The sequence below is a fragment of the Leptospira kemamanensis genome, assembly GCF_004769665.1.
Lineage (GTDB): Bacteria > Spirochaetota > Leptospiria > Leptospirales > Leptospiraceae > Leptospira_A > Leptospira_A kemamanensis.
Map to the genome: position 1 here is coordinate 47,418 of NZ_RQGG01000018.1, position 15,112 is coordinate 62,529.

The following is a 15,112-nucleotide window of genomic DNA, read 5'->3' on the forward strand; positions in this document are numbered from 1 at the left end:
TTGCATCGATAAAATTTGTTCCGATCTTATAATTGATACAAATACTCTAACACTTGTTCTTTGGTCATCTTACTTGCGTTAGAGAATTCTCCACCTTTTGTGGAAGTGATGAATTCTCCTTTCGGAGACAAAACAACCAAAGCGGGAATTCCATTTTGAATGGGATCACCTAATTTTTCATTTAGACTGAGGTTTTTGTCAAATCGACCCACATCTACTTTCATCATGACAAATTCTGCATCGAGGATGGCTTTTGTATCTGGTTCTGCCAAAATCCCATCTAATGCCCTACAGTCGGGGCACCAATCGGCACCAAAGATCACGATCAGTTTTCGGTTTTGTGTTTGTGCCTGCGCTAAGGAGGACTCGTATTGGTCGAGAGTTATGTCTCTTTGTTTGGAGCAGCCAGAAGTAAAGGTGAGTGCGATACTCAAAAAGAGTAGTGAGAGCGTCTTTTGGAATCGGTGTTCCATAAAAAAATGCGGAAGAACCCTTCCGCTTCGATTATTTCTTTGCGATTTCTTTTAGGATTTCTTGTCTTTTTTTGTCTTTCTCGATGTGAGAAAGAGACAACCAATCACGTTTCAATTGTTTCTCTGAAACACCTTTGAAGGTTGCATATTTGCCGAGGATTTTTGCTGTTTTTGCGTTCATGCCGACCAGATTCTTTTAGTCCAGCTTTCTGTCAATGCGAACCTAAAGGTTCGTGTTTCATCCTTGACCCCTAAACTCATCACGAAACATAGTAAAGTCCAAGAAATCGATCGACCCTATGAAATCACATCTACCCGACCGTTATGATCCCGAATCTGTAGAACCAAAGTGGAACCAAATCTGGGAAGAAAAAAAAACCTTTGCTCCTGATACTTCACGCAAAGAAACTTTTTCCATCGTCATCCCTCCACCGAATGTCACAGGGAATTTGCACATTGGGCACGCTCTCAATCATACCATCCAAGACATCATCATCCGCATAGAACGTAAAAAAGGGAAAAACGTGGTATGGGTTCCAGGGATGGACCATGCTGGAATTGCGACACAAGTTGTCGTAGAACGTGAGTTAGCGAAAAAAGGGAAATCCAGAACCGATTTTACTCGCGAAGAATTCATCGAAAAAGTTTGGGAGTGGAAAGCACACTCAGGTGGAATGATCGCCAAACAACAACGGTTACTCGGTGAGTCGGTTGATTGGTCGAAAGAACGTTTTACCTTTGATGAAGGTTTATCCAAAGCCGTGATCAAAGTGTTTCGCACACTGTTTGATGAGGGTTTGATTTACCGTGGGGAACGAATCATCAATTGGTGCCCTGTTACCAAAACTGCCATTTCCGACATTGAAGTAGAGTACAAAGAAAAACAAGGCAAACTTTACCATATTAGATACCCAAAAGCGGAGTTCAAATCCAAAGATCCAAAATCTTTGAATCCTGGGGAATACATTGTGGTGGCTACCACAAGACCGGAAACCATGTTTGGAGACGTGGCAGTTTGTGCACATCCAGATGACAAACGTTACTCGGGATTAAAAGACAAGTTTGTATTTTTGCCCATTGCGGAAAAAGAAATTCCTGTTCTCTTTGATTCCTTTGTAGACCAAGAGTTTGGATCAGGCCTTGTGAAAATCACACCAGCTCATGACCCGAATGACTATGAAGCGGGCCAACGTTTAAAACTCACACCGATCAACATTATGAATCTGGATGGAACCCTAAATTCATTTGCAGGGAAATACAATGGGTTAGATCGTTTTGAAGCACGAAAACGTGTGGTAGAAGAATTAGAATCCAAAGGTTATATTGAAAAAATAGAAACCCATGTCCACAGTGTCGGCCACAACCAAAGAGGTGGCGCTGTCATCGAACCATTGTTATCTACGCAATGGTTTGTGAAAATTGAATCCCTAGCCAAACCAGCAATTGATGTTGTGAAATCAGGAAAGGTTCAGTTCCAACCTAAGATGTGGGAAAAAACCTACTTTGAGTGGATGGAAAATATCCGCGATTGGTGTATCTCTCGCCAATTGTGGTGGGGACACCGAATCCCTGCTTACTATGCACCAAACGGTGATATGGTGGTCGCAGAATCCTTAGAAGAAGCAATTTCTCTCTTTCAGAAAAAAGGAATCTCTGTTACCGCAGACACCATCAAACAAGACGAAGATGTTTTAGATACTTGGTTTTCTTCAGGGCTTTGGCCATTTTCGGTTTTTGGTTGGCCAGAAAAAACAGAAGAACTCAAACAATACTATCCCACTTCTGTTCTCGTCACAGGTTTTGATATTATTTTCTTTTGGGTCGCTCGTATGATTATGAACGGACTCAAATTTATGGGTGATGTTCCGTTTCAGAAAGTGCTCATCCATGGCCTTGTTCGCGATAAAGATGGAAAGAAGTTTAGTAAGTCACTCGGCAACGTAGTGGATCCTTTGGACATGATGTCCAAATACGGAACGGATTCCTTCCGATTCTTTTTGGCAGCCGTTTTGCCAGAAGGAAAAGATATTCTTTTCGACGAATCCAGGTTAGATGGTTATCGTTCCTTCTGTAATAAAATTTGGAATTCCAGTCGATTCATTTTTATGAATTTGCCAGAGGACTTTTCTCCGAAGGAACCAGATTTAAACTCACTGGAAGACACGGACCTTTGGATCTTACATGAATTTGATTTGATGCTTGAGCGTTATGAAAAAGCATACTCTGGTTACCTTTTCTTTGAAATGGCCAATGCCATTTATGACTTCGTATGGGGTTCGTTTTGCGATTGGTATTTGGAACTAACCAAAGCTCGTGTGTATGGAAATGTGACTCCAGAGTCTGCGGAGAAAGCACGCCAAGTGCTTGTAAGTGTATTAAAAAAATCACTCGGACTACTTCATCCGTTTATGCCTTTCATCACAGAGGAAATCCATTCCCTTCTTGAGTCGAATGAACTTGCAAAAACAGAATTTCCAAAAGCCTATGGAGTTTCAGATACTTCCCCTGCTGTGGTTCGGATGGAACTTGTTCGTGAAATCATTACCAAAATTCGAAACATGCGCGCAGAGCTCGGAGTGAAACCTGAAAAAAAATGTAAGGTCATCCTCAAGTGTGCAAACAAAGAATTAAAAGAAATGATGGAACGAGAAAGTAAATCCATCCTGCAACTTTCAAAAGCAGAGAGTTTAGAGTTTTTAGATTCGTATGAATTAAAAAACACAGACTCAGTGGGTGCATTCTCTATTGGAGAAATTATCCTTCCACTCGAAGGAATTTTTGATTTTGAAAAAGAAAAACAAAGATTGGAAAAAGAAAAAAAACAAATCCAATCAGAAATGGAAAAATTAGAAAACAAAATCAACAATCCTTCCTTTTTAGAAAAAGCGAAACCAGATGTGGTAGAGAAGGAAAGGGAAAAATACAATACTTGGAAAGAGAAACTAGAAAGTACAATTAGGGCGTTAGAAAAAATTGGAACATAAATATAAAGTATTATTACTCGGAAGTGGCGGCAGAGAACACGCGTTAGCGGACGTGATCTCAAAATCTAATTCTTTGGAATCTTTGAAAGTATTCCCTGGAAATGGAGGATTTGCAACCGAACTTCTTCTCAAAGCAGATGAAATTTCGATTACCGATAAAACCAAATTTTTAGAGTATTTAAAGGTCTCCAAAACCAATCTCGTGGTTGTGGGTCCAGAAGATCCACTTGTGAATGGAATAGCTGATTGGTGTGCAGAAGTTGGGATCCCTTGTTTTGGACCATCTGCCTATTGTGCCCAAGTGGAAGGCAGTAAACATTTTGCAAAGGAAATGATGAAACGGGCAAAAGTTCCCACAGCTTCCTTTGCTGTGTTTACAGACCATGAATCTGCATGGAGTTATGCGCAAAAAGAAATGTTACCACTTGTTGTCAAAGCGGATGGTTTAGCAGCGGGAAAAGGTGTGACGGTTGCTTTTGAATTAAAGGACGTCAAACGTGCATTAGATGAAATCTTTTTAGAATCCAAATTTGGTCAAAGTGGAAACAAAGTTGTGATTGAATCCTTTTTGGAAGGAGAAGAAGCTTCTTTATTTGTCATTACCGATGGGGAAAGGTATATGTGTTTGCCTGCGGCCCAAGACCACAAACGTGCATATGATGGAGACATTGGTCCAAACACTGGTGGGATGGGAGCTTATGCACCCGCACCAATTGTTACGGATCTTGTTCTCTCAAAAGTAAAGTCAAAAATCATCGAACCAATGTTAGAAGACTTTAGGATCTCAGGTCATCCTTACAAAGGGCTTTTGTATGTGGGTCTCATGATCACTAAGGAAGGGGAACCCAATGTGGTTGAATTCAACTGTAGGTTTGGTGATCCGGAAACGCAATGTGTGTTACGACTTCTCGATGAAGACATTTTACCAATTTTTTATGCATCGGCAACAGGCAATTTACCAGAACGGAATTTAAAATTGAAATCTGGATCATCTGCCATTGTTGTACTAGCGGCAAAAGGTTATCCTGATTCTCCCGAAAAAGGTATGGTATTAGAAATCCCACCAAACGAAGGAAATGTGGTGGTTTACCATGCAGGGACAAAAAAAGAAAATCAAACCATCCTTGCCAGTGGTGGACGTATCCTCGGGATCACATCCTTTGGATCTAGTTTAAAAGATGCGATCAATGATTGTTATCAATTTCTCACAAAGATAAAAGCACCAAATACCTTTTATCGCAAAGACATTGGTAGGAGAGCTCTGTAAGTGCCTTTTAGTCTCTCAGGAAATTTTAAATCTTGCGAACGGTCTAAACTTCGCAATTTTGAAAAACACCTAGGGATTATTTTATCTGAAAACCAAACCCAACTCCAACAACATTTGATGATTCGTAGAGCCCTTCAAAATTTAAGTGGCTCAGTCAGTGTTTTATCAGGTTTAAGTCGCCAAGAATTACTCTCTTTTATCTTCATCTTAACTCAGTTTGGTGATATTACTCGCACGGAAACTCCACCCGAGTATTTATTATTAGAATCCATTCCATATGTGATTGAATGGTCAAAGGGTCATTATATGATCCCACTTGAAATCCTAGAACATTTAGCACATGAACGAATCTTCAAAGACCAAGGTTATTTGTTTGCCCTCATTCCAGCGCTTCCCATCAAAGAAAAAAAATCTTGGATTCGTTGGATTGGAGTGGATTTTGAAAAAGGTGGCGACAGGGATTTAAATTTTGAAATTTATTTCCAATGCCGAGTGTTACAAAAACCTTTTTTAGGTAAGTCACTTGTGCAAGAATCCGAGATTAGTTTGGAACAAATTTGGCCACGTGGCAAAAACGAATACATTGATTGGTTTTATAAAGGTTTATCTACATTTTATTATGCAATGGAAGAGATGAGCCGCAAAGAAAAAGATCCATTTTTACTTCATGTGATAGAACTCATCAAATCAGGAAAATTCATCTTGAAACGATTGCCTGATAGTTATGGAAAAGAATCGAGTTATTCTCTTGTGGGAACTGTGGAAGGAAATACTCCACAACTGAGAGAAACAACTTTCCAATGGGAAGTGGAACGTTTACGTAAAGATTCTTTGTTTTAATCTACACTTCGGATTTACGCATTATGGATAGATCATTAAAAGAATTAAAAAAACAAACAAGTGAAATGATAGAATCATTTCAAACCTATTGGACAGCACAAAATTTCCAAGAGGATTATGACCGCTTGATGTCCTTTATTGAAAAGACAAATGACCCTAAATTATGGGATTCACCTGACCAAGCAAAAAGTGTAACTCAAAAACGAAACGAATTACAATTGAAGTTGGATCCATGGCTTGACTTAAAAAAAGAACTATTGGATTTTCCTGATTTGATTGAACTCACTTCTGAAGAAATGGGCGAAGCAGGATTAAAATCATTAAATGATGATTTTGAAAGAATGTTTGAAACATTTGAAAACTTACAAATGTTAGATGCACTTTCTGGTAAAGACGATGGAAAAGCAGCCTTTATCAATATCCATCCAGGTGCTGGTGGAACCGAATCACAAGATTGGGCTGACATGTTACTTCGAATGTACACTCGTTATTGTGAACAAAAAGGTTATCGTGCAGAAGTTGTGGATTACCAACCAGGTGAAACTGCTGGAATCAAAAACGCAACGCTTTACATCCAAGGGGATCATCCATTTGGGTATTTAAAATGTGAATCGGGAGTTCATCGCCTTGTTCGAATTTCTCCCTTTGATTCCAATAAACGTAGGCATACTTCTTTTGCTTCTGTCTATGTTACACCGGAAGTGGATGATGATATCCAAGTGAATATCGAAGAGAAAGATCTTCGTGTGGATGTGTATCGTTCTTCTGGTGCGGGTGGACAGCACGTAAACACAACAGATTCTGCTGTCCGGATCACACACATTCCAACTGGAATTGTTGTCTCTTGCCAGATGGAAAGGTCACAAATCAAAAACCGTGATACCGCGATGAAGATGTTAAAAGCACGTCTTTACGAAATGGAAAAACAAAAAGCGGAAGAAGAAAACGCCAAAAAAGCAGGGGAAAAACGGGACATCGCTTGGGGATCACAAATTCGAAGTTATGTGTTCCATCCCTATAATATGGTGAAAGATCACAGAACTGATTTTGAAACAGGAAATGTCCATGCCGTGATGGATGGTGACCTTGAAGATTTTATCATTGCCTATTTAAAATACCTGACAAACCAGAAGGCAAACGCTAAAGTATAATCCCATGTCTGTGAAACAGGATATTTCCGGTGCTTTGCGGAAAATCCAAAAAGAAATCCAACAACTTCCGAATATTACGGATCGGTTGAATTTCATTTTGGAGATGACTCTCACACTTTTTGGTGCCTCAACGGGAAGTATCTCCATTATGGACCAAGAAGAAAAGGTCCTCACCATTGTTGCTGCCAAAGGGATGGATTGGGAGAAAAAAATTGCAGCCAAACTTCCCTTTAACTTAGGTGTGACGGGTCGTGCTGCCTCCACAAGAGAAATCACGTATGTTCCCGATGTAACCTTAGACAAAGATTATGTAAAACTCATTGAAACAGTACGTTCCGAACTTGCCATTCCTCTTCTTACCAGAGATTCTGTTGTGGGAGTTCTCAATTTAGAATCAGACAAAGTAAACTTTTTTTCACCCGATATCATCAACCAAGCTACTCTCTTTGCTTCTCAATTAACGATTGTTATTTTAGAAGAAAGGATTGCGAAAGAAGCATTTGAAAAATCCAAACGAGAAGAAGACCCTGTTGAAGAAATTTTAGGTTATGATCCGAGTATTCTATTTTTAAAACATAGAATTCGCCAAGTTGGTCCTTCTGATATTTCGGTGATGATCATAGGCGAGGAAGGCGCTGGAAAAAAATTAGTCGCGAAAGCCCTACATTATATTTCTCAAAGGAAAAATGCACCGTTTCATACGGTAGATTGTTCGGGACTTAGTTATGAATTATTAGAAGCTGAACTCTTTGGAAGTTACAGTGGCAAAATGTTTAATCCAGGAAAATTGGAACAATCAAACGGTGGTTCTTTGTACATTGAATCGATCGGTGACCTTCCACCCAATTTACAAACAAAACTCTTTCAAACCTTACGTGATAAAATCATCCCTAATCCCACATCCAAAAAAAAGGAAGAAGTACTTAGTATCCGAATTTTTACGGGAAGTAAACGGGACTTACTTGAAGAAATCCAAAAGGAAACTTTTTCGATGGATTTGTACTACCGTCTAGCAGAAGTTCCGTTACGGATGCCACCGTTACGAGAGAGAAGAGGTGACATTCCACTTCTGGCTCATCATTTTTTATACCAATACAACAAACAATATGCTCGTAACAAATCATTCTCCACTGAGGCGCTGAAAGCATTAACTGGTATGCCTTGGAGTGGAAATGTTAGGCAATTACAAAGTGTGATTCAATATGCAGTTCTTGTTCCTCAAGAGACAGTACTCGAACCCTATTCTTTCCAACAAGATGGCAAACGAGAAGAGGAAACTCGTGGCAAAGTTTCAGGATTTGGCCAAGGAACTGAAATTCTCACACCAGCGGAGAACTTATCTTTAAACTTAGCGATTGAAAAACTTGAGGCCATTTGGATCAAAGAGGCCTTCCAAAGAGCCACAACTCAAGAAGAGGTCGCAAAACTTTTGGGCATCAGTCGCGGATCTTTGCAATATAAGCTCAAAAATAACCAATTTCTGGACGGATTCAGCACCTAATTATAAGAAAAGAATGGATCGATACGCCGTATTGGTCGATAGTATTAGAAAGGAGCTTCGAAGTGGCAGAAAGTTATTACCGTACCATCAATGGTAAACAATATGACAATGAATTGTTAGAAATCGTTGAGAAGGCCACCAAACGTAGCAAAGCTCCTATTGGCAAAAACGTCGCAAAAACATTATTTGATGCCATCAAAGACGGTGGTGATTACACCGATGTGGAAAAACGTACTGTCAAACGCATCCGAGATAACTTTAAATTCACTCCTGATGCTGACGAATACTTAAGAACCGAAATTCGTAAATGGGCAGCAAAGATTTCTGTTCCAGCAGCTAAGAAAAAAACACAATCGAAATCATCTAACGCAAAAGAGTCAGCTTCCAAAACCAAAACTTCTCGATCTAAAAAGACATCCATCTCGGTAAATGAATCGGAATCTTCTTATTTGGAAATGTATGATGCACGAGAAGAATCGAATTACGAAGTTGAACCAACTCCTGAATACAACGAACTGGTAGCTTTAAATAAATTCCAAATCACTCCGAAACAAAGCCAGATAGGTAAATACATCCTCATTGGTCTTATTGTTTTATTTTTACTAATCCTTCTCTTTTTTGGTGTGAGAAGTTGTAACCGAAATACACAAACGGGTACATCCAATCAAAGTTCTGAAACCACACAAGGCCAGGAATCCAATTCACGATCTTTAGAAAGAGTGAGTTTACAAACAGGAAAGGTTTCAAGTCAATTTGATTCTAGGGCGAAAGCGATTCGTTATATCAATGACTTACAAATTCGTTTCATCAAACAAAGTATGGCAACAGAAGATTCAGCAGCAGACAAAATTGCAACTCTTGCCGAAGCTCTCAAATCCTATCCTGGGATCAAAATTCGAGTGAAGGGCCATACATGTTTTATCGGAGAAATGGACGAAAACAAAATTTTGTCAGACGAACGTGCAAAATTCATTTATGACGAACTGATCAAAAATGGTGTGAATGCAAACCAACTCGACTACCGAGGGTTTGGCGAAACAGCTGAAATTGATACTAATCAAACAGAAGTAGGGCGCATCAAAAATAGAAGGGTAGACTTTACCGTTTTATCCGTCCTTCCTAAAGATTAGATTCTAATCGATACAAGGATTTAGTGAGCATCCGTTTGGTGGAACGAACGGACTCATACAAACCTTCGTATAATAATAATGATTTTTTTGCCACACCGAGTTGCAAATTTTCTTTTTCTTCCAAACTCAAATGGTCATCATAACCTTCTGTGATAGTTAAAATCACTCTTTGGATCCCCAAACTCAATATCTCATTTAACCCTTTTTTCTCTGAAACCAATTCATCAATTCCGTCCATTTGTTTGATATCTTCAGAGAAGGTTTTGGGATTGATTTGGTTTTTTTGGATTTGTTGGTAAATTCTTCGTGAGACATGAAAACCTTGTTTGACGAGGATTCCAAATTCTATTAACGAATTGATCGTAGTTTGGATGTCCTTTGTGAGTTGTGTCCTGTCAAAAAAAGAATTGTTTTCTTTTAGTTTGGATTGAATCAAATTTTTGACCTGTGTCACAGATTCGATTTGTTTTTCTTGGATTTTGCCATCACGAACAAATTCTTTTTCAAACACAGAATGTTCCATACCTTCCAATTTGGCACCAAACTTAGTTAAGTTGATCCATGGGTTTTCTTTTGTATGATCTTCAAACCATTTTTTGAAAATTAACATCTTTTCATTGGTGATATAGGTTTCATTTTGAATTCCCAAAACTTGTTTTTGAGGCAGGGCAAATAGTTGTTTGTAATTGTGTTTTTCTCTACGAAATTTTCTCGATTCTAAGTAGTTGAGTCTTTCTTCAAGGACTGCACCTTTGGAATGAGCGAGACCTTTCGTAAAACTTAAGTCTTGACCAACCAAATACACTTTCTCTGCACCCATGAGTGTTCCAAGGCTTGCGGCATTTGTGGAAACAGAACCACCAAAAGGAACAGAACCAATTTCACCTGTGGAAGTTTTTTCCAATAATTGGAGGAGAGGAAATGGGGAAGAAGTCACAAAACCTTTGTTTGGTCCTTTGTCTAATCGCAAACTTAAGTAAGTAGAAGTGGGATCAAAAATCAAAATCCCTTTGCCTTGGTAATCTTCTAAGTACTGACTATTCAACGCTTGTGGGTCGACCGAATAAATCAAATCAGGATCCACACCAAAGGAAGTGAGAATTGGAACGGCAGTGTCAACGGCTAGCAAAAGGAATTGTTTGCGGTATTTTTGAAGATCCGGAATCGACTCGGACAAACTTGGACCCGCGCAGGCAATCACAATGTTTATACCGCTGGCAATTCCAAACAAATCAGAAACAGGTCGAAAATTAGACAATTCTGGTAAGTTATAACAGATGTTTTTTGCCCAAATTTTTTCAAATCGAGTGAGCGTGGCTAAATTCACATCTTTTTTGTGAAACATCTGTTCGGCGATGAGTTTTAGTTTGTGATATTCGCTTTCTTTCCATTGCCAAGAACCTCTGTGTGGGACAAAACTAATGGGATGGGTTCCTTTTCCTTTGACTGCTTCGGTGAGTTGGTCTTCTAAATGTTCCCCTGTGATGAGGACAAGTTTTTCCGATAAAAATGCTTCCGAGAAATCAAACTTTAACAAGGCCTCTCGGATCAAAAAAGGAAATGGTTCCATCCATAGGATGGTTACCTTGGGTCGTTCTAATAAATAGGGAATGATATAACCAATTCCTGCACCAAACAACAGATAAATGCGTTCGGTTCCATCATGGGGAAGTTCGGATACAAATCGTAGAGCCTCTTTTTTGGGATCAAATTGACTATGAATCCAAACTCCATCAATGACTAAGGTATCTTCTCCCGTTTTGGATAAAACTCGTTTGTAATGAGTTCCTTCCAACATAGAATTTTCTGTTTGGATAGTATCAGATACAGAGGAAGGCAGACTTGCTAAATTTTTGGAAAGAAAGGATTCGTTCACTTACGGTTCCAAAACAATTTTTACATTGAGACCAGGAGAGAGAGGAGAGTTGGGTTTGGGATCTTGTGATTTGACAAAACCAGATCCTTCCAGTGTATACTTCAGTTTTAATTGTTTGAATACTTGGATCACTTCAGAAGCAGTCAGACCTGTTAGATCAGGCATTTGTTTTGGATCCAATTTAAAGATTTTGTTTTTTTGATTTTGTAAACGGTAAACCAATGCTTTTTCACTGCGTTCCACAATGGGAATGATACTTTCCACAACTTCTCTAAACACAGGAGCGGCAATTCCACCACCCGTATGAGATTCACCACCTGGTTCATCAAAAACAATCAGACCAACATACTTTGGTTTTTCGGCAGGAAAAAATCCGAGAAAACTTGCGGTAAACAAACCTGCTTGGTAACCTTCTCCTGCTTTTGCTTTTTGAGACGTTCCTGTTTTCCCCGCGATAAAGTAGTTTTCTAAGTAAGCTTTTTTACCTGTCCCTTGAGACACTGCTTTTCCCATCGCGTTCAGAGTTTTTGCTGCCGCACCAGGCTTAACTCCAATTAACTCTGATTTGGTGGAAAATTCGTGAACTAACTCGCCATAAGAATTGGTGATTTGAGAAACAACCGAAGGTTCAAATAAAATTCCACCATTGACAACAGCTGCTGCCGCAGTAATGAGTTGGATGGGTGTGACAGAAACTCCTTGGCCAATCGACATAAAATAAGGTGTACTTTTATTCCATTTGTTTTGAGGTGGAAGGTATCCTTTGGCTTCGTGGATGGAAAAATTAGTTCGTTTTCCAAACTTGAAACTCTCCAAATAACGGTAGTAAGTTGCCTCATCAATTTTTTGAGCCGCTTTGATGATCCCCACATTACAAGAGTATTGTAAAATTTCATCTAAGTTGACATGACCATGGTTATCCGTACAACGTATGACAGTTTTTCCAATTTCAATGTATCCGGGACAGTGGAATCGTTCTCCAGGAAGAATTTTCCCTTCATTTAAAAGCATAAGTGCGATGAAAATTTTCATGGTGGATCCTGGTTCATACACATGGCGGATCGACCAATTGGTATGAGATTCCACAGGAAAATCTTGGAAGTGGTTGGGATCAAAACTGGGAAACGAAGCCATAGCTAAAATTTTTCCTGTTTCTGTATCCATGATCATCCCAATGCCACGTTTGGAAGCAGTTTGAACAAATGCTTTTTGTAAGGATTTTTCCAATCGGTATTGAATGATACTATCAATTGTTAGGTGTACATTATTTCCTTTTGTAGATTCCGCATCAGGTGTAGACAATAATTCCAGGTTGTATAACATCTCAAGACCAGAGAGGGCTTTATCATCATCATATCCTGTAAATCCAAGTAAGCTTGCCGCTAAACTTCCTTGGGGGTAAATCCGTTTGTATTCTTTTTCAACTCGAACTCCTGGTAAGGAAAGAGTTTTGATTTTTTCCGCTTTTGATAATTCGATTTCTCGTTTTAACAAAAAATAATTTTGTTTATCCCGAATGGTATCCATTAACTTGTTTGTGGGAATGCCAAGAACAGGACCTAACTCTTGTGCGGTGAGTTCGGGATCATAGATATTGGATGGATCAATTCCTACAGTTGCTGATTCTCTAGAGATTGCAAGTTCAATCCCTCTTCGATCGTAGATCGTTCCCCTTTGGACAAATTTATTTGCTTTTAGATTGATGATATTTTCGTTGAAGTAGGTGAGATACACCACTCGGAAAATCAAAACGACAAATAACGATACAATAAAATAAAAGATGTACTTAAAACGAAGTTTGTATTCTGTCATTGTTAAAAATAAAAGACTACCTTTCCTTTGATTTTTTCAACGGGAACAAGCCCAAAGGATCTTGAGTCAGTAGAATACTGACGATTGTCACCAAGCAGTAAATAATATCCAGGAGGAATCCTACCTTGTTTGTCCATGGCAAGAAAGGGAGAATGGTGTCGGTTTAAAAATACCGAAGTAGAAGGTTCACTTGTATACGTTCCTTTGGGAAGGTAATTTTCCAAAAGTTCCTTGGAGTCTATGAGAACTCTTCCAGATTCAATGGAATAAAATTCCCCAGGTAAACCTATCACACGTTTGACGACAAGTTCATCCTCTTGGCTTACAAATAACACCAAATCTAATTTTTGGATATTTGGGTCTGTGTACAATAATTCTGTTCCAAAAAATTTGGCCGAGATGGCAAATCCACCTTTCCAAACAAATACGATGGAACCATGTTCCAAGGTAGGATACATGGAATTTCCTTGGACGGAATAAATTTGGAATAAAAAGATTCGGACAAACAGTAGGAAACAGAGAAATATGAAGACGAAGAGACCTCTTCTCATGTATCGTTTGCATTTGAACCACCAATTGGGGCCTAAAGTTTCTGTTTCCATATCCATCAAAAAACGATAAAAATCATTCGTGCATTTTTCCCCTTTCCAAAGAATGGAAAAGGAAGTTTCCGTAAATCTGAAGCCTAGAGAAGTCTATGTCACTTACAAAATATCAATTCCGAGCACAGTTTCGCTGTACCAATGACTCTTGTCGCAAAACGTACCCACTCCACCAAGTGATTTATTCCTGTTCCAGTTGTGGAGAGCTTCTGAATGTCGAACATGATTTAGACAGCCTCAAAAAAATCCCGGCCGAAGAATGGAAGTCCACGTTTGAATCCCGCTTTCGTTCGAGCCAGTTCCCGAATGCTTCTGGGGTTTGGGGCAAAAAAGAATGGGTCCTACCTGAAATCAAAGAGGAAAATATCATCACCTCCGGGGAAGGGACAACCCATCTGTACGACGCGTCTCGTTTTGCAAAAGACCTTGGGTTAAAAAGCCTTCATGTCAAACAGTGTGGGGTTTCCCATACAGGTTCCTTCAAAGATTTAGGAATGACGGTTCTTGTGAGCCAAGTGAACCAAATGATCGCAGATGGTGTTCCCATTAAAGCTGTCGCTTGTGCTTCCACGGGAGATACTTCCGCTGCTCTTGCTTCCTATGCTGCCAAAGCAGGAATCCCAGCTATCATTTTACTTCCAGCTAACAAAGTGTCTACGGCACAGCTCATCCAACCTGTTTCGAATGGAGCCATCGTTCTTGCTTTAGAGACAGACTTTGATGGATGTATGGCTGTCGTAAAAGAACTCACACAAGAAAAGTCCATTTACTTAGCAAATTCCATGAATTCGCTTCGCATTGAAGGACAAAAATCCATTTCCGTGGAAATCACCCAACAACTTGGTTGGAAGGTTCCAGACTGGGTGGTTATCCCCGGTGGAAATTTAGGAAATGTTTCCGCCCTCGGAATGGGGTTTGAGATGATGCAGGAACTTGGCCTCATTGATAAACTTCCTAGAATCCTTCTAGCGCAGGCAAAAAATGCAAGTCCCTTGTATGAATCGTATAAGAAAGGTTTTGCGGAGTTCTCTCCCGTAACGGCGGAAAAAACCTTAGCTTCGGCAATCCAAATTGGTGATCCAGTTTCTGTGAAAAAAGCGATCCGTGTTCTGAAAAAATTCAATGGGATTGTAGAAGTGGCTACGGAAGAAGAATTAGCGAACGCAGCCGCTAAAGGGGATTTGTACGGACTGTATAATGACCCACATACGGGTGTGGCACTTGCAGCACTTTTAAAATCAATCCAATCGGGTGAGGTCAAACAAGGTGAGTCCGTGGTTGTGATTTCCACAGCAAACGGCCTAAAATTCACTGAATTCAAACTCGCCTTCCATGAAGGGAAAATTCCGAAAGTGGATGAGAGTCTGAAGAATGTGATTTTGCCTTGTAAACCAACTCTTTCGGGAGTGATGGAAATCCTAGGCAAACATTTGAAGAAAACATAAATCGCTAGACAAATCTAGAATCTACTGGCAA

General features: G+C 39.5%; 12 protein-coding genes. 7 read left to right on the forward strand and 5 right to left on the reverse strand.

Features of this window, described 5'->3' with window-relative positions:
- Positions 1–26: 26 nt before the first annotated feature.
- Positions 27–473, reverse strand: a complete 447-nt coding sequence (locus tag EHQ59_RS07035; RefSeq protein WP_135618689.1) for a thioredoxin family protein — start codon at positions 471–473, stop codon at positions 27–29.
- A gap of 31 nt (positions 474–504) precedes the next feature.
- On the reverse strand, positions 505–654 hold the full coding sequence (locus EHQ59_RS17705; RefSeq protein ID WP_012387282.1) for a hypothetical protein: 150 nt from the start codon (positions 652–654) through the stop codon (positions 505–507).
- A gap of 118 nt (positions 655–772) precedes the next feature.
- On the opposite strand from EHQ59_RS17705, the gene EHQ59_RS07040 reads away from it, so the two are divergent.
- The 6 genes from EHQ59_RS07040 to EHQ59_RS07065 all read left to right on the forward strand — a co-directional run bounded on the left by EHQ59_RS07040 (position 773) and on the right by EHQ59_RS07065 (position 9,346).
- Entirely contained in the window at positions 773–3,457 is a 2,685-nt protein-coding gene (locus EHQ59_RS07040) for a valine--tRNA ligase (RefSeq protein WP_135618691.1), read from the forward strand.
- Positions 3,447–4,724: a phosphoribosylamine--glycine ligase gene (gene purD, locus EHQ59_RS07045; protein WP_135618692.1), complete on the forward strand. Its 1,278-nt coding sequence runs from the start codon at positions 3,447–3,449 to the stop codon at positions 4,722–4,724. Before EHQ59_RS07040 ends, purD begins: the two co-directional genes overlap by 11 nt.
- Positions 4,725–5,564, forward strand: coding sequence for a hypothetical protein (locus EHQ59_RS07050; protein ID WP_135618694.1), 840 nt, complete (start codon positions 4,725–4,727; stop codon positions 5,562–5,564). It abuts the gene before it with no gap.
- 23 nt (positions 5,565–5,587) lie between these two features.
- Positions 5,588–6,715 (forward strand): peptide chain release factor 2, encoded by a 1,128-nt coding sequence (prfB, locus tag EHQ59_RS07055; RefSeq protein ID WP_135618696.1) that lies wholly within the window; start codon positions 5,588–5,590, stop codon positions 6,713–6,715.
- A 4-nt stretch (positions 6,716–6,719) separates the two neighbouring features.
- On the forward strand, positions 6,720–8,216 hold the full coding sequence (locus EHQ59_RS07060) for a sigma 54-interacting transcriptional regulator (RefSeq protein ID WP_135618698.1): 1,497 nt from the start codon (positions 6,720–6,722) through the stop codon (positions 8,214–8,216).
- A gap of 62 nt (positions 8,217–8,278) precedes the next feature.
- Entirely contained in the window at positions 8,279–9,346 is a 1,068-nt protein-coding gene (locus tag EHQ59_RS07065) for an OmpA family protein (RefSeq protein ID WP_135618700.1), read from the forward strand.
- Here the strand turns inward: EHQ59_RS07065 and EHQ59_RS07070 are convergent.
- The 3 genes from EHQ59_RS07070 to lepB are packed head-to-tail and all read right to left on the reverse strand — an operon-like array spanning position 9,336 to position 13,585.
- A complete protein-coding gene (locus EHQ59_RS07070) occupies positions 9,336–11,222 on the reverse strand; it encodes a motility associated factor glycosyltransferase family protein (RefSeq protein ID WP_135618702.1) in 1,887 nt (628 codons plus the stop codon). The two genes, EHQ59_RS07065 and EHQ59_RS07070, sit on opposite strands and share 11 nt — an antisense overlap.
- Positions 11,223–13,034 (reverse strand): penicillin-binding protein, encoded by a 1,812-nt coding sequence (locus EHQ59_RS07075; RefSeq protein ID WP_135618704.1) that lies wholly within the window; start codon positions 13,032–13,034, stop codon positions 11,223–11,225.
- A gap of 2 nt (positions 13,035–13,036) precedes the next feature.
- A complete protein-coding gene (gene lepB, locus EHQ59_RS07080) occupies positions 13,037–13,585 on the reverse strand; it encodes a signal peptidase I (RefSeq protein WP_244245436.1) in 549 nt (182 codons plus the stop codon).
- Positions 13,586–13,731: 146 nt separating this feature from the next.
- Here lepB and thrC point away from each other — a divergent pair, with 146 nt between their 5' ends.
- On the forward strand, positions 13,732–15,081 hold the full coding sequence (thrC, locus tag EHQ59_RS07085) for a threonine synthase (protein WP_135618708.1): 1,350 nt from the start codon (positions 13,732–13,734) through the stop codon (positions 15,079–15,081).
- Positions 15,082–15,112 lie beyond the last annotated feature (31 nt).

Coding starts and splice junctions, on each gene's coding strand:
- EHQ59_RS07035 (WP_135618689.1), bottom strand. CDS start 473: ATGGAACACCGATTCCAAAAGACGCTCTCACTACTCTTTTTGAGTATC.
- EHQ59_RS17705 (WP_012387282.1), bottom strand. CDS start 654: ATGAACGCAAAAACAGCAAAAATCCTCGGCAAATATGCAACCTTCAAA.
- EHQ59_RS07040 (WP_135618691.1), top strand. CDS start 773: ATGAAATCACATCTACCCGACCGTTATGATCCCGAATCTGTAGAACCA.
- prfB (WP_135618696.1), top strand. CDS start 5,588: ATGGATAGATCATTAAAAGAATTAAAAAAACAAACAAGTGAAATGATA.
- EHQ59_RS07060 (WP_135618698.1), top strand. CDS start 6,720: ATGTCTGTGAAACAGGATATTTCCGGTGCTTTGCGGAAAATCCAAAAA.
- EHQ59_RS07075 (WP_135618704.1), bottom strand. CDS start 13,034: ATGACAGAATACAAACTTCGTTTTAAGTACATCTTTTATTTTATTGTA.
- lepB (WP_244245436.1), bottom strand. CDS start 13,585: ATGAGAAGAGGTCTCTTCGTCTTCATATTTCTCTGTTTCCTACTGTTT.
- thrC (WP_135618708.1), top strand. CDS start 13,732: ATGTCACTTACAAAATATCAATTCCGAGCACAGTTTCGCTGTACCAAT.